Genomic DNA, 21,229 nt, shown 5'->3' on the forward strand with positions numbered 1-21,229 from the left:
AATCCTCTTGAAAATCTACAAATTTATTTTACGATAACTCCATAGTGTGACGGATGTGTAATCGGTTCCGTTCAACACGAGTTTCATTGTTCGTGCTGCGCACGCAACGAAACTCTAACTGTTAGCAACCGTTATTTTCTTTTTAATTTTAAATACTCTTCAATTTCTAAAAGCTTAAATGGTTTAGAATCATCCTCAACATCACAAGCTTTTAAATAAGTAATAATTGTTTGACCATTTTCCTTTTTTATAATACACTTTCTAACTCCTATTAATTTAAGTTTATTTAAAACTCTAGGTTGAATGGCAACACATAGACCTAATCCTGCTGCCCTTACGCTTGGGTACAGAACTCCATCAACTCCAGTATTAGAAATTATAGTTGAAAATATAGATGAAATATGATATTCGTGATTTTGTCCATCTTTTACATCTTTAGAAAATTCTTTGGCTAAGAATTTTAGGTATTCAATTCCTTTGGTTTCTAATTCTGGATATTTTTTGAGAAAAATTATATAACTATTTTTAATTTCTTCTAAATAGTCAATATTATATTCTTGGGTTGGGTCAAAAATAGTTGCTAATGTAATAAGTTCTTGAACTTCCCAAGTTCCAATAATCATTAGTCTTTCTCCTTTTTTGATAGTATTGTCTCTTAGCAATTCACTAGTTTCGCAACAGGCTGTTATTCTAGTATGTGCGTGATCATCAAGAGTAAAATTATCTTTAAGAACAGAACCATAAAACATTGTGTTTTCAGGTGTACTCGCTCGAAGATATTTTGTATTGAATTCCATAGGTGCGTATGATAGTCTACACCTTGTATTAAAGTCGTCTTCATCATCTTTAATTCTTACTGCTCTATCAAAAATTTTTCCTTTATGATATTCAGTACGCATAATTGGCAAAGGACCAATTTGATTGAGAAGCCTATCAATTTCATTAATATTATTTAAATTTAGGTCAATTTTTGTCAATTTTTCTAAATTTTCCATATTTCCGCAGTTTTTTGTTATAATGGTTGCTAACTTGTATATAGGTCTGATAAAATCAGACTTATCACCCCAATTTTGGGTGGATAGGTCTGACGGCAATCAGATTTTATTTTTATCAAATGTATTAAAATATTCTTACAAATAATGTCAAATTACAATTTCAAAAAATCAATGGCAATTTTAAAAGTAGATTAATTGATAACAGTTGGGTTTGCGTGAAGGATTAAGGCTTTGTTTGAGCTCCTTTGTGTGAAGCGTAGCGCAACACAAAGAGCGAGTGCCGAAAGCCTGACGCTACTGGAACGCAGTGGAAGTAGGGGCACGCCATAAAGAAAAACCTCCCTTTCATTTGAAATTCAAACGAAAGGGAGGTTTTTAGTATAGAGTAGCTAGAATTTAGCTTTTAGTATCTATTTCTTTAGCTAGTGCAGGTTGGTTTTTGTTCATCATATTAGTAACTGTGATGTGCATCCAAACCAGACAGATTATAGAGAATATTAATATAAATATCCAAGAGCTTGACCAGATTCCAGAGGCAGTCAATAAGTAACTAAAGATGATAGGTCCAAAGAATCCACCTAGTCCTCCCAGCAATCCTACCATTCCACCTACAACACCTACTTCGGTAGGGAAATATTCAGGAATGTGTTTGTAAACGGCTGCTTTTCCAATTCCCCATGAAATACCAATTAAGATTACTAAAACCAGGTAAACCCACATGTTAGCGTCAAAATTAATTTTGGTGATTCCTTTAGCTAATAATTCTTTTTTAGCTACTTCTTGGTTTTCAGTAACAATTACTTCTTGCCAAGATGTTTTAGTTGGGAAAATATTAGATCCATCAGTAGTGATTTCTTTTTTGGCAACCACAGGAATATCTACTTCTCCTACTTTAATATTGGTTGGCGAAACTTGGGTAATTACACCTGCTTTTTTAGCCATGATTCCTGATCCTGCTGTAGTAATTTCCATTTTTGGAACCATCAACAAAGCACTTAATAATACTGATGAACCCAGTACCCAGTACATTACTTTTCTAGCGCCGTATTTATCAGATAAATAACCTCCAAAGGCACGAATTACACCTGATGGCAAGCTAAACATAGTGGCAAACATACCTCCCATAACTAAACTCGTTTGGTACACGTTCATGAAATTAGGTAACAACCATTGAGAGTAAGCTACAAAACATCCAAATACTAAGAAGTAGTAAGCTCCAAAACGCCAAACGCGAACGTTTTTAAGAGTAGAAAGCATTTGCGGAATTGTTTTAGTCGATTTTTCTAATTTTTTGTTTTCAGCAAATATTAAGAAGATAGCACCAATGATTAATAGAGCAGCTCCGTAGATTACAGGCAATAATTTCCATCCATTTTCCGGATCTTCGATAGAAAAATGATTCAATAGAGAAGGGGCAATAAAAGTAGTGATTGCAGCTCCGGCATTTCCCATTCCGAAAATACCTAAGGCTCTACCTTGCCATTCTTTTGGATAAAATATGGAGGTGTATCCAATACCTACCGCAAAACCAGTTCCCACCATTCCGAATAAAAAACTCAAAAGGGCAAACATGAAAAAGCTATCCGCTAATGGAAGAAGAAACAACGGAATTGAACATAATAGTAATAAAAGTGAAAATACATATTTACCTCCATATTTATCAGTTAAAATTCCGATAGGTAAACGCATTATAGATCCTGTCAAAATAGGAATTCCAAGTAACCATCCTACTTGTACCACACTCCAGTTATAAATACCTTTGTCTACTAAATAAGTTACTAACACACCATTTAATGTCCAGCAAGCAAAGCATACTGTGAAAGCCAATGTATTGAGAAATAACATTCGGTGCGATTTCGATAATGAGTTTGTGCTTTTCATAATACTTATATTTTTTATACAAATTTAGGTAGTGTAATCGGCTAAAAAGTTGCGAAAACGCAGTTTTGTGAAAATAATTAAGTATTAGTACGTATTTTTATACGTATTTTACGTAGTCTCTTTGTTTGTGCGGGTTTCGGGCTGTGAATTTTTTTTAAATATTTTAAAGAAATAAGTAAGTGTAGTGTAGTTTTAGCATAAAAAAAGCTGTTAGAAGGTTTCTAATAGCTTGAAAATAGGTTTGAAAAATGTTGTTTTTTGTGTTATACCGTTTATTATTTCAAAATAGTCCCATACTCCCGAAATTTCGGGAGGCCTTAAATACATGATAACGATTGGATTAAATTGTATTTGTTGTTCGGTATAAAGTCCGCCGTAGCGGACGATTTATTTTGTAGCAACGGATTTTAATCCGTTGAAAACAAAAATAGGATAGGAAAGAGTCCGCTGTAGCGGACGATTCATTTATATTAACCTAATCCATAACAAAAGACAGATTTTAAAAAAATGGGTCGTTCCTACGGAACTTCTTCATGCATTATCACCTATTTTCAACGGATTAAAAATCCGTTGTTACAATATGTTACGAGCCTATGGCTCTTTTTGTGATTGTGTTTCTTGTTTCAAATAATCCAATAATCCCGAATTAGGAAGCTAAGGACAAAACAAACTGCTTAATTTAGTTTTTACGGTCTATTGTTTTAGCCAATATAGGTTGCTTTTCATTCATGATTTTACTAATAGTATAGTGCATCCAAATTAAACAAAGACTTGAAAACAAAAGGATGAACAACCATGAACTAGACCATATTCCTGTAACTGTTAGCAAATAACTAAAGATAATAGGGCCAAAGAAACCGCCCAGTCCGCCTAAAAATCCAACCATTCCACCTACAATACCTATTTCGGTTGGGAAATATTCAGGAATGTGTTTGTACACCGCCGCAGTACCAATACCCCATGCAATTCCAATAAGGATAATCAATGTAAGGTAAACCCACATATTAGCATCAAATTCGATACGGGTAATTCCTTTGGCTATCAATTCTTTTTTATTGACAAGTTGGTTTTGAGTGACAATAATTTTCTGCCAGGATGATTTTTTCGGAAAAATGCTTCCGTTATCTGTGGTTTCAGGTTTTGAGTTAATAGGAATATCTTGTTTGTCTATGCGCACATTTGATGGCGATAAAGCAGTTACCACTCCTTTTTTACTAGCCATAACTCCGGGTCCGGTCGTAGTAATCTCCATTTTAGGAATCATGAGTAAAGTACTTAGTATTACTGATGAACTCAAAACGTAATACATTACTGTTCGGGCACCAAATTTATCCGACAAATAGCCTCCAAAAGCACGAATCACGCCAGAAGGCAAGCTGAACATAGTGGCAAACATACCGCCCATAACTAAGCTGGTTTGGTATACATTCATGAAATTTGGTAATAACCATTGTGAGAAAGCTACAAAACTTCCAAATACTAAAAAATAGTAAGTTCCAAATCGCCAAACACGCATACTTTTTAAGGTGCCTAACATCTGAGGCATGGTTCGTTTGGCTGTTTCCAGTTTTTTATTTTTAGCAAAAATTAAAAAAATAATCCCCATGCTAAACAATACCACCCCATAAACAATAGGTAGTAATTTCCAGCCGTTTTCAGGATCGTCAATAGAAAATTGATTTAATAATGAAGGCGCTACAAAGGTAGTTATGGCAGCACCGGCATTTCCCATTCCAAAAATACCTAAGGCTCTACCTTGCCATTCTTTGGGATACCAAACTGATGTATAACCAATGCCCACAGCAAAACTGGTTCCGACCATTCCAAAGAAAAAACTTAGAATAGCAAACATCATAAAACTATTGGCGAATGAAAGTAAAAATAGCGGAATAGAGCAGAGAAGAAGCAAGAATGAGAATACGTATTTACCGCCAAATCGATCCGTTAAAATTCCTAAGGGTAAGCGCATTACGGCTCCGGTAAGAATAGGAATTCCCAGTAACCATCCCACCTGTACCACGCTCCAGTTAAAAATGCCTTTGTCTACCAAATAGGTTACTAATACACCATTTAAGGTCCAACAGGCAAAACAGATGGTGAATGCGACAGTGTTTAAAAATAAAATTTTGTGTGATTGGCTTAGGGAAACGGTATTTTTCATCAGACTTATTTTTTGACAAATATAAGTATAATTACGTATTTTACGCATAAAAATAAGTAGTTTTACGCATTTTTTTGTTTGCTTTTTCGCAGTTAATGTTTTTTAGTGAAAAGTTTAGGTATAAAAAAATCCTATTTTTCAGTCGAAACTAAAAAATAGGATTTTAGATAAAAGGATTAGAAATCCTCTAAATTTGGTTTTGGTTATATTAACGAATATTCAGTAGCCTTGTTAGAAAGCTCCATCAGGTTTTTTACTTTTAGTTTTTTCATTAAGTTAAAACGGTGTACTTCGGCAGTACGTTTGCTAATCTCTAATGCTTCGGCAATTTCTTTGTTTCCTTTTCCGGATAATAAAAGCGTAAGGATTTCTTTTTCTCTCTTAGTAATAGTTAAATCTTCGGAAAGTGATGGTTTTGGTTCTAAAGAAGAAGTAGCAGTGCTGGTTAACTGATTGATAAGAATCGAAGAGATATCTCCAGTGAAATATTTACCACCATTAGCCACAGAGTGCAAAGCTTTTAAAAATTCTTCTTTACTGGATCCTTTTAGTAAGTAACCATCGGCACCGGCTTTGATTGATTTTAAAACATATTCTTCTGATTCGTGCATTGAAAGCACAATAATCTTTACGGGATTGTTTTGATCTCTAAGTTTTTCCACCACTTCAATACCAGTATGATGTGGCATTCTGATGTCAACAATTAATAAGTCTGGTTTAGTCGCGGTTACTACTTCTAATGCTTCTAGTCCATCGGTTGCTTCTCCTACTACAACTATGTTTTTTTCGCTTTCTAAAAGTGATTTTATCCCATCTCTTACAAAAAAATGATCATCTGCTAGGACAACTCGAATCGTTTGGCTCATAACTTACTTGTTTTTAAGAATATAAAATTTACGTACTTAATCTAAACCTGCGCAATATACGTATTTTTTACGTATTTTTTTTGAAAATTATATCGGAATATTAAAAGTAATTCGGGTTCCTTCACCCGGAATTGAATTGATAAAAGCTCGTCCGTTAATGTACTGTATACGCTCCTTCATGAACAATAATCCCATACCTGATTCGCTATTTCTCTTTTTCTCTACCGTTGCAATGTCAAAGCCTTTTCCGTTATCATCGACGTTAATACTTAGTATTTTATTACTATGCGAAAGTTGGACAATGATATGGGAAGACTCGGCATATTTTATCGCATTGTTGATGGCTTCTTGCGTCAAGCGATAAATGTTAATTTCGATTAGGGAATCCAAACGCTGATCAAAATCGGTTTTATTGTAAAATTGAATGTTTTTCCCTGTTAGTTTGGTGAGTTCTAAAGTTAGTTTGGCTATCGAAGAAACAATACCATGATCCGTTAATTCCGGCGGCATCAGGTTAAAAGTCGCGGTACGAACTCCTTTGATAATATCTAACGATAATTTTTTAAGGTATTCAATTTTTTGAGCCGATTTTTCTTTGTCGTCTAAATTGATGCTTTCCAGACTAAATTTCAATCCGGTAAGCATTTGGCCAATACCATCGTGAATTTCTCTCGCAATTCGGTTTTGCTCATTTTCCTGGTTTTCAACTATTCGACTCGAAATAATTTTTTGCTGATTGATTTTTTCTATCGTATTCTCCCGATTCAATCGTTCGATTTCAATTTCGGCTTTTTTACGAATACTGATGTTGAAACAAATAACAAGTATTTCCGATTCTTGTTTTCTAATTCTAACAGGAATCATCGACATATCCAGCCATAGCGGATCACCGTTTCTAGTGGTAGTGTTTAATTCTCCCTGCCAGCCACTTCGTTGTTTGTCAGCAATGATTCGGTCAATTTCTAATTGCTCTTTTTCTACAGCTGTTAAGGCTTTAGAGAAACTTTTATCGGCGTCAAAAGAGGCGTTGTATTGCAGTAATTTAGCAAATTTATCCCCCATGTGGATGATTTTTCCCTGAGGACTGATTCGGCAATACAACAGGGTATTTTCCATCGCAAAATTCAGCGATTTCAATTCTTTTACTGAATTTTCTTTGATGACACTAATGGCTTCGGTGTCGCGTGCCAGTTTGATGGCTCTTCTTTCAGAAGATAATAACTTAGAGATTAGAATTTCAATTTTCTTATTGGTAGGTTTAAAGATAAAAAGGAATTCTAAAAATAAAATCAGCAAGGTAAAGCTTAAAATTCCGTATTCGATGTTACGTTGTTTCGTTACTTTTTCTAAGGCTTCATACTCATATTGACTCACAATCATATTCATCTTAGTGACAAATAGGGCTACGTTGTCCAGTATACCTTGAACCTCTTGTTGACTTATAGTTTGCGAAACGTGTTTGTCCCGATCAATCAGGTATTTTTTGGTAGCGTTATCAATATAGTCAACATTCGGCTTTACTGCATTGAATAATTCTAAAAGATGCTGGCTTTTAGTTTCGGGAAAATTAAGACTGTCGTTCCCTTTTTCTAAAGCCAAATGGGTGAATTTCCAAAGTCCCAGTGTTTTTTTTATATTCGAAACATTTTCTTTTTCGTTTGAATCGTCTGAAAATGAGTTTAATATAAGAATTTCTTTGGCTAACTTTTGGCTCAGCATTCGCTGTTTTCCGGAAATATTAATTAATCGCGAATCATTTATCTGACTGTTGATATTGTGCTGAATCAGCAATTGACTTAGAAGAACTGTAATAGCAATAGTAATTAAAGCAAACAGATACATTTGCTTTAATTTTTTAAAATTAAGATTTTCAGAAAACGCTTTGGCTTCTTTTGTCATAATGTGATCAAATTACAATCCGAGAGAGTCCTTTATCAATTGGAGATTTTCAGGGCTATAGTTGATTTGTAAGGCTGCCTGATGTCCTTTTTCCGACATTTTATTCCAGGTTTTCAGGATGATATTTTTTAGCTTTTCGGTATCGTGTTTGTGTACGAAAGGGTCTAAGTAGAATTCTAAAAAGACCAAACAAATTACATCTTCCAGTAATTGTGTTCCTTCGTCTTTTTTAAGTAATTTTTTTTCGATTAAAAAAGAAACTCTGGCGATAAATTCAGTGCTGTATCCTGCTTTTTCTAATATTTCGGCAGTAAGTTTAGCGTGGAATTTTTTTAAGTCTTCGCGCCATTTTAAATAGCCTACGCGATCCATTGGGTAGGATTCTCTGGCTATTTTCCAGCGACAAATGTGTTGTGCTTTAGAGGCAATTTGAACTTCTTCAGGGGCATTAGGAAAAAAATCCATAAGTCTTTCATACATTCTATTAGAGTATAATAGTTCTTTAGGAAAACTTATGGATTCGTGTATTTCTATGTTTGGATCTTGTGCGTTTTCAGCATCGATCCATTGGCTTGCTTGTTGGAATGGCGTTGTAGTCATTTGGAGTATTTTTTAATGCTCCAAAGATACATATTTAATCGATAAACCCAATCAATACTTCGTCTTCAACAATTTTTACCGGGTATGTTGCAATTTTTAAATCATCACCATTTAAGTTGCTTCCGTCTTTTAATGAAAATGTTTTTTTGTGCATTGGGCAAGCAATTTTTGGGATATCATCAGCAGAACCAATCATTCCTCTTGAAAGAATCATCTCCATTTTGTGAGGACATAAATTTTGACAAGCATACCATTCGTTTCTTCTTTCGAAATTGAATACAGCAATTTGTTTGTCTTTGTATTTTATGCAGTTTCCTCCATCAGCTGGGAAATCAGAAGTTTTACCTGCTTTGAACCATACTGTTACATCTTGTGGCGTTACGCTTTCGTATTTGCTTAGTATATTTTCCATTTGAATCGTATTTTAATTTTTCCTCATCCCAACCCTCTCCTTTGGAGAGGGTGTCGAGAGTGGAAAGAGTTGATTTTTTATTAAGAATTATGAATTCTATTTTTTTATTTTGTTCCCTCTCTTTTGGAGAAGGCTGAGGTGAGGATTACCAAGGGCGTGGCATTATTTGATCTCTCATTGGTACAAATTCGATATTTTCATCTCTGTCATCAGAATTTGAGAAATGTTTGAAACGTTTTTGTAATTCTGGGCTTTCAATAACTTCTGTCCATTCACAAGCGTAAGAGTCTACTAAACCTTGCATTTCTTTGTCTAAAGTTTCGGCAATTCCTAAACTGTCTTCGATTACTACTTGTTTTAAGTAATCTAATCCTCCTTCTAATTTTTCTAACCAGGTAGAAGTACGAATTAGCGGTCCGGCAGTACGGATGTAATACATTAAGAAACGATCCAGGTATTTGAAACAAGTTTCTTTGTCTACTTGCTCAGCAAATAAAAGTGCGTGTTTTGGGTTAGCTCCACCATTTCCACAGATGTATAAGTTCCATCCTCCGTCTACAGCGATGATACCAAAATCTTTTCCTCTTGCTTCAGCACATTCTCTGATACATCCTGAAACTCCTCCTTTGATTTTGTGAGGAGAACGCAATCCTTTATATCTGTTTTCTAATTCGATTGCAAAAGTAGTACTGTCGTCCATTCCGTAACGACACCAAGTGTTACCTACGCAACTTTTTACTGTACGTAAAGATTTACCGTAAGCGTGACCACTCTCAAAACCGCTGTCGATTAATAATTTCCAAATATCCGGAAGGTCGTTTAATTGAGCACCGAATAAATCGATACGTTGACCACCTGTAATTTTAGTATATAAATTGTATTTTTTAGCTACTTCACCAAGAACGATTAATTTATCGGCAGTGATTTCTCCACCGGTAACTCTAGGTACAACTGAGTACGTACCGTTACGTTGGATGTTAGCCAGGTATCTGTCGTTAGAATCTTGTTCCGGAACGTGCTTGTTAGCAGTGTCGTTATAGATACTAGAGAAGATAGAAGATAAAACCGGTTTACAAATTTCGCAACCATCTCCTTTTCCTACTGTTCCTAATACTTCGTTGTGGTTTGTGAATTTGTTGATTTTTACAATGTCATATAATTCTTGACGGCTGTAAGCAAAGTGCTCACATACTACATCTTTTACTACTTTTCCTAATGATTTTTGAGCTTCTTTTACCAAGTCAACCACCATTGGTTTACAACCACCACAACCTGAAGTTGCTTTAGTTGCTTTTACTACATCTGAAAAAGTTTCGCTGGTTCCGTCTGTAATTGAACAACAGATGCTTCCTTTTGTTACATTTTCACAAGAACAGATTACAGCAGTATCCGGCAAGTCCATTACGCTTCCCATTGATGAAGATTCACCACCTCTTGCACCTAGAATTAAGTCTTCCGGGTTTTTAGGAATAGCCATTCCGTTGCTGTAAATTTGGAATAAAGTATTGTAATCGCTAGAATCACCTACTAAGATCCCTCCTAGTAATACTTTTCCGTCTTTAGAAATATTGATTCTTTTGTAAACTCCGTTTAGTTTGTTTTCATAAACAATTGGAGTTCCTTCTTGTTGTTCGATAAATGGATCACCAAAACTAGCTACTTCAACTCCAATTAATTTTAATTGAGTAGACATGTCGATGCTATCTCTCATGGTTTTTTCGCCTTGCATAATTTGCTCAGCTGCAACATCTGCCATTTCATAACCAGGAGCTACTAATCCGTAGATCATGTGGTTGTATAAAGCAACCTCTCCAATAGCGAAGATATTTGGGTCAGATGTTTGCATTTTGTTGTTAACCACAACACCACCACGAACACCAACTTCAAGAGCTGCGCCTCTTCCTAGTTCGTCTCTAGGTTTGATACCTGCTGAGATTACCAGCATATCCACTTTTAAAAGTTCTTCTTCTTCGAACATCATTCCAGTGATGTGACCGTCACCATCGATGTATTGAGTAGATTTACTTAAATGTATTTTGATGTTTAGTTCTTCAATTTTTGAACGAAGCATGTTACTTGCTCCTTTGTCTAATTGTCTTGGCATTAAACGCGGTGCAAATTCAACTACGTGAGGGTTTAAACCTAAATCACGTACCGCTTTTGCAGCCTCAAGTCCAAGTAATCCACCACCAAGTACAGCAGCTTCAGTTGAACCGTTTTGTTTTATTTTTTTGGCGTAAGCCATAATTGCATCCAGATCTTCGATGGTTCTGTAAACAAAAACACCTTCTTTTTCTACTCCTTCAATTGGCGGAACAAAAGCAGCCGATCCAGTAGCTAAAACCAAATAATCATAAGAGTGAGTTTTCTCTAAATGAGTAGTGATCGTTTTATTTTCTTTATGAATATCAGTAACTAATTCAGAAGTATTTAATATGATATTATTTTCTTCGTACCAGTTTGCAGTTGACATTGACAAATCATCAGCTGTTTTTCCTGCAAAGTATTCACTAAGGTGAACACGGTCATAAGCACGTCTCGGTTCTTCACCAAATACGGTAATTTGATATTTTTCTTGTCCAGATTTTGAAACGAATTTTTCACAAAATTTGAAACCTACCATGCCGTTTCCGACTACAATTATTTTAATCATAATATCATTATTAAGTATTACGAAGCAAATATACGTATTAGTACTTAATTTTAAGTGCTTAATTGTTATTTTTGCTTGTTAATTGAGATATTGTGAATAGTGGAGGGCTAAAATTTTAAAAATGTAAAAAAAGAGGTTTGTTTTTTTTAATTCCGAATCAATTCTTAGTCGGTTTTTGTTTTTAGGGGCATATTTTTTGGGGGTGTTGTCTAAAAAAGTGTTATAAAAATAGATTTTTGTAACTAAAGCAAAAAAAAAGTATCAAAAAAAACATGCGTTTTGATACTTAGTTTGTTGTTTTTAGTATGTGTGTGAAACTGTTTTTAAGTAGGATTACTTAAGTGGTGTGAAATATTTCTTTTGGAACCAAAAAGCAACATTTACCAATGCTATTAATGCGGGTACTTCTACCAATGGTCCTATGACACCCGCAAAAGCCTGTCCGCTGTTAATGCCAAATACTCCGATGGCAACTGCAATGGCTAATTCGAAATTATTTCCTGTAGCTGTAAAAGCAATCGCGGTACTTTTAGAATAGTCGGCACCAAAATATTTTCCGATAAAGAAACTTACTATGAACATTACTGTGAAATAGATAACCAAAGGAGTTGCTATGCGTATTACGTCCATTGGAATTTGAACAATAAGTGCTCCTTTCAGGCTGAACATGGTAATTATAGTGAATAGTAATGCAATCAATGTGATTGGAGAAATAATTGGAACATATTTATTTTGAAACCAATCTTCACCTTTTAGATGAATTAATGTATAGCGACTGATGATTCCTAAAGCAAATGGAATTCCTAAATAGATTCCAACACTTTCGGCTATTTGGCCAATGCTAATGTTTACTTCAAATCCGTTATAACCAAAATAAGGAGGAAGTATGGTGATGAAAACATAGGCATACACACTATAAAGCAATACCTGAAAAATACTGTTTAAGGCAATAAGTCCAGCGGCATATTCTCTGTTTCCATTGGCAAGATCATTCCAAACGACAACCATGGCAATACATCTTGCCAGACCGATTAAGATAACTCCAATCATGTATTCAGGATAACCGTTTAGAAACAGCAGTGCTAAGGAAAACATTAAAATGGGACCAATGATCCAATTCAAAATTAGTGAAGCACTTAAAACTTTGACGTTTTTGAATACTTCGCCCATTTGTTCATATTTTACTTTGGCTAATGGCGGATACATCATTAATATTAATCCAATAGCTAGTGGAATATTAGTAGTTCCGCTTGAAAATGAATTAATAAAGTTCATGCTGGACGGAATGAAATTTCCAATAGCAACTCCTAAAGCCATTGCTAAGAATATCCAAAGAGTTAGATAGCTGTCTAAAAAGCTTAATTTTTTTCGTTCAACTACTGGTGAGCAATGGTTTGCTGACATACTTATTTTTTTATTTGTGAAAATACATAAAACAATTCCGTAGCAATTTGAATGCTTCTTTCTTCGTATTTTTCTGCTTGTTGTGGTGTGTTATCAAAAGCTTTTGGATCTTCAAAAGTAATTGGAATGCGTTTTTCTGCACCTGCAATAAACGGGCAACCCTGGTCAGCGCTGGAACAAGTTAGTATGGCTGCAAATTCCGATTGTGGATTGAAATCAGCATCAAAGGTTTTAGAAAAACCAATGATGGGATGTGCATTTTCATTATATTTTATCGCATAGATGGGATTGTTTCCTTCGGCAATGGTTTTAATTTGGAAACCTTGTTTTGTTAAGGTTTGAGCTGCCACAGGAAATAAGGCTGTTGCTTCGGTTCCACCAGAATAACAAAATACATTTTTGATATCGTAATAAGCCGCTGCGGTTTGTGCCCAAACTTGGGATAAGTGACTTCTTCTGGAATTATGCGTGCAAATCAGGTTCAGTCTTATTTCCTGTTTGTTGTTTGCTTTGGTTTGAATAAAATCAACTAACGGTTGTAATACGAGTTTGCGTTCTTCGGATATGCTTTCGAAATTAAAATTATTGATTACTTTTTCGATTTCCGGAAATACGCTGGTTTGTGTCGAGGTCATTTTTTAATTGTATTAAAGTTTTTTTAAGAGAATAGATTAGCAGCAGCTTCCTCCGGGAGTACAGCAGTTGGTTTGAGTTGTAATTTCGGATAATTTTATTTTTTGTTTTTCTTGTGGGATGCCACATTCGTCTTCGGCTAAACAAGCGGTTTGTTTGTTGAGTAAGGTAAAATCTTTTCCGTTAAAACCTAAATCATATTTCCCGATAGTTTCCGATTGGTATTCTACTTCTATTTCATAATCTTCTATTCCAAGTATTTTCTCAGATAAGGCAATGATATTTAAAAGTTTTTTGGGTTTTAAGCGGTGTTCGAAATCATTGGCATTCCACAATTGAAAATTAACAACCGTTTCTTTTCTGATAATACCGCCGCAATCAATAAAGTTTTTAGTTATTAAACCTACTTCAGTAACGTGAAAATGTTCAGGAACATAAGTTCCGTTTGGCAATACAAAAGTCACATTGTCTAATGTGCTTAAAACTGTTTTTATTTCTGATAGTTTCATGATTTTGTACTTTAAAATTAACAACATTGATTTTTTTTGTTTTCTAAATAGCTATCTACGTGATTAAAAAACAGTTTTATTTTTTCAAATCCCTTTTCGTCAAGACAATAACAAATAGCGTTACCTTCAAAATTCCCTTTTATCAAACCTGCATTTTTTAATTCTTTTAGGTGTTGAGAAATGGTAGGCTGAGCCAGAGGAAGCTCGTTTACAATATCTCCGCAAATACAACTGTTTACTTTTATAAGATATTCTATAATGGCAATACGTGCTGGATGACCAATGGCTTTGGCTAAGGTTGCCAATTCGTTTTGCTTGTCTGTGAAATGTTCTGTTTTAGTGATTCCCATCGTGATATATTTATATTGCAATATTACGATATGTTTTTGAAAGTTTAATCCAATTTTAAGTTAAAAAAAACTCCTCTTAGAAAGCATTAGTTTCTAAGAGGAGTTTTTTATGCTGTTTTATTAGCTAGATTAGTTCTTTTGGAATAGCGTGAAAGCCAATTGATTTTACCACTTTTTCGACATCTTCAATACTAATTACCTTGTTAGTGAAAACGGTAAATTCTTTAGGGAAAATAGAGTTGTTGATGCTGACTTCGGTGATGCCGTCTACTTTTAAGAGGCTGTTTTTTATCTCAATGAGTTCAATTTCTTCATTAGCATTTGTTCCAAAAACTTTACCGTGTTCTCCAGGGATAATATTATCTGTCAATAAGCTCATGATGTATGTATTTAAATGAATACTGTTGTTACTGCTTGAATAATTTTTGTATGTTAAATTTAAACATTTATCTGCACAATTACAATAACTCAATAGTAATAATTCTAGAGCAATTACAATAACAATAATTCAATGACAATATCAATAATTGAATAGTAATGTCACGAATTGTATTTAAGCTATATCTCTTTTTAGAATGGGACATCTAAAATAAAAAAGAAAAACCCTTTTAGTTTGAAAACCAAAAGGGTTGTAGTATGTTTTTTTAAAGCGTATTGATTATAATTTTGAGATATTATTAGCAAGGGTTTCAATGAATTTTCCAATAGGGCCTTTTACCATCATGGCCATCATGGGATTGAAACTTCCTTCAAAATCAAATTGTATAGCACTAGAATTTGCTGAAACACTATCAATATTAGTTATTAGTGTAAAAGGAACTTTGTCATTTGCAGCGCCAAAGACAATTTTGCTTGGAGCTGTTTTTTCGGTTACTTTTAATTGTATTTCAGGCATTCCTTTTAAACCAAAAAGAAAAGAATCTTCTGCAATAACTTCAAACTTAGCAATGTTTTCAGGCATCAATGTTTCGAAATTTTGCATGTCTGTCAATAAATCGAATAATTCCTGTGCTGATTTTTCAACGCTAACCTTTGGACTTTCTAAGTTCATGATATTATTTTTATTTGGTCTCTACTTGTCCCCAAGTAGCAGGAGTAACGCTCCATTCTCTTAAAGTACTTTCTTCCTTTTCAGTAATGTATTTTTTAGCTACTGCTAAATTCAATAAATTTTGATAATTACTTAAAGTATATAAATCCAGTTTTGCGTTTTTAAAGTTTTCTTGGGCAACATCAAAGCCATAAGTAAAAATGGCTGCCATGCCTTTAATATTAGCACCAGCCGCACGTAAAGCTTCAACAGCAAGCAAACTACTGTTTCCTGTACTAATTAAATCTTCTACCACAACTACATTTTGTCCTTTTTGCAAGAAACCTTCCACTTGGTTTTGACGACCGTGTTTTTTAGGCTCCGGACGTACATAAACAAACGGTAATCCCATGCTTTCAGCAACTAACATACCAATTCCGATAGCTCCAGTAGCTACTCCGGCAATGACATCTGGTTTTCCAAATTGTTTTTCAATATTTTTTGCAAATTCATCTCTAACATAATTTCTTATGACTGGAAATGAAAGTATTAGACGGTTATCACAATAAATAGGTGACTTCCATCCTGAAGCCCATGTAAAAGAATTTTCAGGATTCAATTTAATTGCATTTATTTGTAAAAGCAATTCGGCTGTTTTTTCGGCTGTATCTTTATTAAAAATCATAGTACAAATGTATAAAGTTTTTGTGAACGACAAACCACTTTTTTTGACAAATAAAATCTCAAAAGAGACGGATTTTAAGCTGTTTTTGTTGGAAAGTATTGATATTGAGCGAATTATAATCAAAATTTTTCAAAATAAAATTCAAAAAGCTTATCTCTATCATCCTGATGAAAAAGAGATTATGAAAACGTTAAAGGCTAAAATCCCTGTTAATAAAGCAGGTGGAGGATTAGTTTACAACAAAAAAGGTGAGGTTTTATTCATTTTTCGAAACGGAAAATGGGATTTACCAAAAGGTGGAGTGGAGAAAAAGGAAGAAATTGAGCAAACTGCCATGCGTGAAGTGGAAGAGGAAACAGGCGTAAATCAATTAAAAATCACCAATAAACTGCAAAAAACCTACCACGTTTTCAAGCGTAATGGGGTTTATAAGTTGAAAATTACCCATTGGTTTGAGATGTTTTCTGATTTTGAAGGAACACCACAGGGACAATTGGAAGAAGGAATTGAAAAAGTAGCCTGGATTCATCCTAATGATATTCCTGAAGTATTGAAAAATTCTTATGAGAATATCAAATTATTATTCGAAGAAGAAAATATTATTCGAAGTTAGAAGTTAGAGGTAGGAAGTTAGAAGTAATGAGTTAGAAAACAGATTTTAGATTAGAAGTTTACGTTCCTAATCTAAAATCTGTTTTTTTGTAGAGTTTCACTTCCCACTTCTAACTTCCCACTTCTTTTTTGTAGAGTTTCACTTCCTACTTCTAACTTCTGACTTCCCACTTCTTTTTTTTTAAGTACCTTTGCAGCATGAATAAGAAACACCATTCCAACAATATACTTTTAAATTTAGGTATCGAAAGCCTAAATGAAATGCAAGAAGCAGCTCAGGAAACCATCTTGAATGAAAATAATGTTTTGCTGCTTTCGCCAACAGGTTCCGGGAAAACATTGGCTTTTTTATTGCCTGTTTTAGAGATGTTACAACCTGAAATCCTTTCGGTACAATGTTTAATTTTAGTTCCATCGCGCGAATTAGGTTTGCAGATTGAGCAGGTTTGGAAAAAAATGGGTGCTGATTATAAGGTAAATGTTTGTTACGGCGGACATTCAATTGATACTGAAATAAAAAACTTAAGCAATCCGCCAGCCGTTTTAATAGGAACGCCGGGTAGAATTGCCGATCATATCGAGAGAGGGACTTTTCGTTTGGATAAAATTCAAACTTTAATTTTAGACGAATTTGATAAGTCTTTGCAATTGGGCTTTCATGAGCAAATGTCTTTTATCATTGGTAAATTAGCTAAGGTAAACAAACGCGTTTTAGTTTCGGCAACTTCTGATATTGAGATTCCAAAATACACCCGAGTGGTGAATCCAACGATTTTAGATTTTATTCCAGAAAGTGAAGAAGAGTCCAATCTTTCGACCAAACTGGTTGTTTCTAAGGAAAAAGACAAGTTGAATTCTTTATTTCAATTGATATGTTCGTTGAAATCAGAATCGGCAATTGTTTTTTGTAATCACCGTGATGCTGCTGAGCGTATCAGTGATACTTTGAACGAAAAAGGAATTTATTCCACCTATTATCACGGAGGAATGGATCAGGAAGAGCGTGAACGCGCTTTGATTCAGTTTAGAAATGGAAGCGTAAGTTATTTAATCACGACTGATTTAGCTGCTCGCGGACTTGATATTCCTGAAATGAATCACGTAATTCATTATCATTTGCCATTAAAAGAAGATGAATTCACGCATAGAAATGGGCGTACAGCACGTATGACCGCTACGGGAACGGCTTATATTATTGCGCATGAATCCGAGAAAAAAATGGATTATCTGGATTATGAAAATACAGCAGTTTTTTCAGTAGAAGATGCTAAGTCTTTACCAAAACCACCTCAATTTCAAACGATTTACATCAGTGGTGGAAAGAAAAATAAGCTGAACAAAATTGATATCGTAGGTTTCTTTTCCCAAAAAGGGAAATTAGAAAAAGGCGATTTAGGATTGATAGAAGTAAAAGATTTTATTTCGTTTGCCGCTGTAAAATTCAGTAAAGTAAAAGATTTGCTGGATTGTATCAAGGACGAAAAAATGAAAGGCAAGAAATATAAAATTCAAGTTGCTCGAAATGTAATTAAGAAAGTAGAGGAGTAGTGTTCAGTAGGCAGTGTTTAGTGAGCAGTTTGTGATTGCACTAAAGAAATAGATAACTGATTTAGAAAATTCGAAGTATAAAAAAACGTTAGCAAAAAATATATTGCTAACGTTTTTTTATGCACTAAGTTTACTGACCACTTAAAAACTGATCACTGCAAACTAAGTTATATTTTCTTAACGTACTGAGTGATGATTACAATTTGTTGACCATCCACTTTTCCTTCAATATATTCGGCATTTTCATGGTCTAAACGGATGTTTCTTACTGCAGTTCCTTGTTTGGCTACCATGCTAGAACCTTTTACTTTCAAGTCTTTTATCAAAACTACCGAGTCTCCGTGTTCTAAAATTACACCATTACTATCGCGGTGGATGATTTTATTTTCATCGTCTTCTCCTTCGCCAGTTGCTTTTGCCCATTCTAAAACATCTTCGTCCAGATACATCATATCGAGTAATTCTTGTGGCCAACCCGCAGCGCGCAAACGGCTCAACATTCTCCAGGCTACTACCTGAACAGCAGTATGCTCGCTCCACATGCTGTCATTTAAGCATCTCCAATGGTTTAAATCTTCGTTACCCGGATTTTCAATTTGCTCCACGCAAGTAGTACAAGCTTGAATAGCCTCGTCAATACCACCTTTTTTAGCTGGAAGTACTTCGTATACTTTTAGGTTTTCTGTTGCTCCACAAAGTTCACATTTCCCTCCGCTACGTTTATTTAATTCTCTATCTATGCTCATTATTGATTTTTTTGCGAATGTACATTTATTGAGATGTTTCTGCAAGTTTAAATTTTGCTTGAGTTTTATTGTTCATTTTCAATATCGTTATCGTCGTATTTTACAGATTTGATGATAGCTTTGTTGAACAAAAATTGTAGAAGTATTAGAAAAGGCGAATAAATTATGGGCAATAAAAACAAAGGATAACGACATGCATATTTAGAATTGTTATCACTTAGATAAGAAATACTTATGAAATCAAATAATATAGAGTATCCTATACTTACTAAAATACAAAGAATATATGTAATCACTTTGTTTGAATAATTCATACGATTAAAAATATGTGCTATTATGTATGGAATTAAAATGAAAGGGGCAAGCATTAAAATTGCTTTCATAATTTAAAGTGTATTAAATGAAGTTTATTTCTAGTTTATGCATTTTTTTAGTTTCTGTTTTCTAAATTCTACCTTTTGAATACTGCTAGTTGATTACTATTTGACTCTCACTGCATTTGGAACTAACAATTCGTATTCTCCACCATTGCGAAGTACATCTCTAACAATACTTGAACTTATATAAGAAGTTTTTGCAGCCGTCAATAAAAACACGGTTTCAATTTTAGATAACTGTCTGTTGGTGTGCGCGATAGCTTTTTCGAATTCAAAATCGGCTGGATTACGCAAACCACGAAGAATGAAATTAGCGTTAATTTTTTTGCACAAATCAATGGTTAAGCCTTCATAAGTAATAACCGAAACTGAAGGTTCGTCCTTGAACGTTTCTTCGATAAAACGCTTTCTTTCTTCCAGTGGAAACATGTATTTTTTCTCGGCATTCACCCCAATGGCAATAACGATTTCATCAAATAGCGGAATCCCTCTTTTGATAATGTCTTCATGACCCAAGGTAATAGGATCAAAAGATCCCGGAAATATGGCTTTTCTCATTTTTGAGAGTTTAAGGTTCTGAGGTGCTAAGTTACAAAGTTTTTTAGGAGTTAGTGTATATTTTGGAGCTTCTTCCTGCCATCCGTTACAAGCGTTTTGGTCTCAAACCCTTTTTCCAGGCATGGGCAGGAGCTTCCTGCGGTCGCTCTGCCCGTACCATAAAAAGTGGTTTTCTACCTGCAACGGCTTTTCACTGCTGTCAGGGCTAGAAAGAAATGTTTTTTGAAAGATAAATTTTATATATTTGGTAATGAATAAAGCTGAACAAACCTTCGCTAATCTACCTGTATTTGGGTGTATGTACGAAGGTTTGTTTCTCCTATAAACGAGTTAGGCGCAATTGATATACAGACTACCCGAATATGAATGAGGAATTATTTACTAAGGAAGAACTAAAACAGATTATTGAAGAAGCAAAAAATCCTTGCTATTCAGAAAAAAATTTAATGCATATTGGTTCGAGTAAATTATCAATTAGAGGGGTGTCACAAACGAATGGCTTAATATTAGTTTATGGAAATGAATCAACTGGCTATAAACATATAAGAGAAAGACATTGCCATTCTTCAAGGAAACCTTATTGGCAGGACAATCGTATTGATAATCCAACAAAATTCAATCCAAATACTGCTCCAATAGATTATTTATTTATTGCTTCTACCGTATTTAAAGCTGAAAATAAAAATTGTGAAAAGAATAATAATCCTAATTCTTTTGATTTATACATAGGTTCGTGTAAAGACCTACTTGGAACTGAATTAGAATATAAATTAATTCTATATAAAAACTCAAAAGTAGTACATACTCTGTTTGTAAATGACAATAAAAAACCTTTCAATAAGAAAAAAACACTGAATCTGAGACAAGGCTGGGTCAGTGCTAGTCATGATTTAATGAATTGCATTCAAACATTTGATTTCTCTTATTTGAACAGTGAAGATATTCCTCTATTCAAAGTCATAGTAAGGTTTCTTGAAGTTGAAAAAAAAGAAAAATGGTACATTCAAATTAACTTAAATGATGGAACTCCAAATTTTACAACTCTTGTTAAGGAGCACTTATGCGAACAGAAAATGTCTGTAACATTTAAAATGTTCCAACTTGATTATGCCGACATAACGTGGCTTGAAAAAATTATAAAACAAATAATCGAAAAAAAATATGCGTTCTAAATCAATTGCGCCTAATAGCTACTACAACGGATTTGGGCAATTGGCTTAATGGAAAGTTAGTTTTGTATTTGGGATGATTTGCTTCGCCTGTTCGCTATCGCTCGGTTGGCAAATCCGAAAATAGGGCTTAATTTACTC

20 protein-coding genes are annotated in these 21,229 nt (G+C 34.3%); 3 read left to right on the forward strand and 17 right to left on the reverse strand.

Annotated features, from left to right (window positions below; translation table 11 throughout):
• Window positions 1-131: 131 nt before the first annotated feature.
• The 15 genes from GTZ96_RS16045 to pyrE all read right to left on the reverse strand — a co-directional run bounded on the left by GTZ96_RS16045 (window position 132) and on the right by pyrE (window position 16,078).
• Window positions 132-995: a hypothetical protein gene (locus tag GTZ96_RS16045; RefSeq protein WP_161644924.1), complete on the reverse strand. Its 864-nt coding sequence runs from the start codon at window positions 993-995 to the stop codon at window positions 132-134.
• Between the two features lie 396 nt (window positions 996-1,391).
• Window positions 1,392-2,876: an MFS transporter gene (locus GTZ96_RS16050; protein ID WP_161644925.1), complete on the reverse strand. Its 1,485-nt coding sequence runs from the start codon at window positions 2,874-2,876 to the stop codon at window positions 1,392-1,394.
• 679 nt (window positions 2,877-3,555) lie between these two features.
• A complete protein-coding gene (locus GTZ96_RS16055) occupies window positions 3,556-5,037 on the reverse strand; it encodes an MFS transporter (protein ID WP_161644926.1) in 1,482 nt (493 codons plus the stop codon).
• Between the two features lie 203 nt (window positions 5,038-5,240).
• A complete protein-coding gene (locus tag GTZ96_RS16060; RefSeq protein WP_161644927.1) occupies window positions 5,241-5,903 on the reverse strand; it encodes a response regulator transcription factor in 663 nt (220 codons plus the stop codon).
• An 87-nt stretch (window positions 5,904-5,990) separates the two neighbouring features.
• A complete protein-coding gene (locus GTZ96_RS16065; protein WP_161644928.1) occupies window positions 5,991-7,802 on the reverse strand; it encodes an ATP-binding protein in 1,812 nt (603 codons plus the stop codon).
• Between the two features lie 12 nt (window positions 7,803-7,814).
• Complete coding sequence (locus GTZ96_RS16070; RefSeq protein WP_161644929.1) at window positions 7,815-8,402, reverse strand: DUF4202 domain-containing protein; 588 nt, start codon at window positions 8,400-8,402, stop codon at window positions 7,815-7,817.
• A 34-nt stretch (window positions 8,403-8,436) separates the two neighbouring features.
• Entirely contained in the window at window positions 8,437-8,814 is a 378-nt protein-coding gene (nirD, locus tag GTZ96_RS16075) for a nitrite reductase small subunit NirD (RefSeq protein WP_161644930.1), read from the reverse strand.
• Window positions 8,815-8,959: 145 nt separating this feature from the next.
• Window positions 8,960-11,467 (reverse strand): nitrite reductase large subunit NirB, encoded by a 2,508-nt coding sequence (gene nirB / locus GTZ96_RS16080; RefSeq protein ID WP_161644931.1) that lies wholly within the window; start codon window positions 11,465-11,467, stop codon window positions 8,960-8,962.
• A 333-nt stretch (window positions 11,468-11,800) separates the two neighbouring features.
• Entirely contained in the window at window positions 11,801-12,871 is a 1,071-nt protein-coding gene (gene arsB, locus GTZ96_RS16085) for an ACR3 family arsenite efflux transporter (RefSeq protein WP_161644932.1), read from the reverse strand.
• A gap of 2 nt (window positions 12,872-12,873) precedes the next feature.
• Window positions 12,874-13,506, reverse strand: a complete 633-nt coding sequence (locus GTZ96_RS16090) for an arsenate-mycothiol transferase ArsC (RefSeq protein ID WP_161644933.1) — start codon at window positions 13,504-13,506, stop codon at window positions 12,874-12,876.
• 36 nt (window positions 13,507-13,542) lie between these two features.
• Entirely contained in the window at window positions 13,543-14,013 is a 471-nt protein-coding gene (locus tag GTZ96_RS16095; RefSeq protein WP_161644934.1) for a DUF6428 family protein, read from the reverse strand.
• A gap of 17 nt (window positions 14,014-14,030) precedes the next feature.
• Window positions 14,031-14,363 (reverse strand): ArsR/SmtB family transcription factor, encoded by a 333-nt coding sequence (locus GTZ96_RS16100; protein WP_161644935.1) that lies wholly within the window; start codon window positions 14,361-14,363, stop codon window positions 14,031-14,033.
• Between the two features lie 124 nt (window positions 14,364-14,487).
• Window positions 14,488-14,742, reverse strand: a complete 255-nt coding sequence (locus tag GTZ96_RS16105) for a heavy-metal-associated domain-containing protein (protein WP_161644936.1) — start codon at window positions 14,740-14,742, stop codon at window positions 14,488-14,490.
• A gap of 279 nt (window positions 14,743-15,021) precedes the next feature.
• Entirely contained in the window at window positions 15,022-15,414 is a 393-nt protein-coding gene (locus GTZ96_RS16110) for an SRPBCC family protein (RefSeq protein ID WP_161644937.1), read from the reverse strand.
• Between the two features lie 10 nt (window positions 15,415-15,424).
• Window positions 15,425-16,078 carry an orotate phosphoribosyltransferase gene (pyrE, locus tag GTZ96_RS16115; RefSeq protein ID WP_161644938.1) on the reverse strand — a complete coding sequence of 218 codons (654 nt, stop codon included), beginning with the start codon at window positions 16,076-16,078 and terminating at the stop codon, window positions 15,425-15,427.
• Between the two features lie 7 nt (window positions 16,079-16,085).
• Between pyrE and GTZ96_RS16120 the strand changes: the two genes are divergently transcribed.
• Together GTZ96_RS16120 and GTZ96_RS16125 are read left to right on the forward strand one after the other, a co-directional pair.
• Window positions 16,086-16,691 carry an NUDIX hydrolase gene (locus GTZ96_RS16120; protein WP_161644939.1) on the forward strand — a complete coding sequence of 202 codons (606 nt, stop codon included), beginning with the start codon at window positions 16,086-16,088 and terminating at the stop codon, window positions 16,689-16,691.
• A gap of 197 nt (window positions 16,692-16,888) precedes the next feature.
• Complete coding sequence (locus tag GTZ96_RS16125; RefSeq protein WP_161644940.1) at window positions 16,889-18,238, forward strand: DEAD/DEAH box helicase; 1,350 nt, start codon at window positions 16,889-16,891, stop codon at window positions 18,236-18,238.
• Between the two features lie 167 nt (window positions 18,239-18,405).
• On the opposite strand, the gene GTZ96_RS16130 is transcribed toward GTZ96_RS16125, so the two are convergent.
• Both GTZ96_RS16130 and coaD read right to left on the reverse strand, forming a co-directional pair.
• On the reverse strand, window positions 18,406-18,984 hold the full coding sequence (locus GTZ96_RS16130; protein ID WP_161644941.1) for a PhnA domain-containing protein: 579 nt from the start codon (window positions 18,982-18,984) through the stop codon (window positions 18,406-18,408).
• Between the two features lie 479 nt (window positions 18,985-19,463).
• Window positions 19,464-19,919, reverse strand: coding sequence for a pantetheine-phosphate adenylyltransferase (gene coaD / locus GTZ96_RS16135; RefSeq protein WP_161644942.1), 456 nt, complete (start codon window positions 19,917-19,919; stop codon window positions 19,464-19,466).
• Between the two features lie 362 nt (window positions 19,920-20,281).
• Here coaD and GTZ96_RS16140 point away from each other — a divergent pair, with 362 nt between their 5' ends.
• Window positions 20,282-21,091: a hypothetical protein gene (locus GTZ96_RS16140; protein WP_161644943.1), complete on the forward strand. Its 810-nt coding sequence runs from the start codon at window positions 20,282-20,284 to the stop codon at window positions 21,089-21,091.
• The last annotated feature ends 138 nt before the right edge of the window (window positions 21,092-21,229 follow it).

Origin of the sequence: Flavobacterium undicola (assembly GCF_009909155.2) — a bacterium.
Taxonomy (GTDB): domain Bacteria; phylum Bacteroidota; class Bacteroidia; order Flavobacteriales; family Flavobacteriaceae; genus Flavobacterium; species Flavobacterium undicola.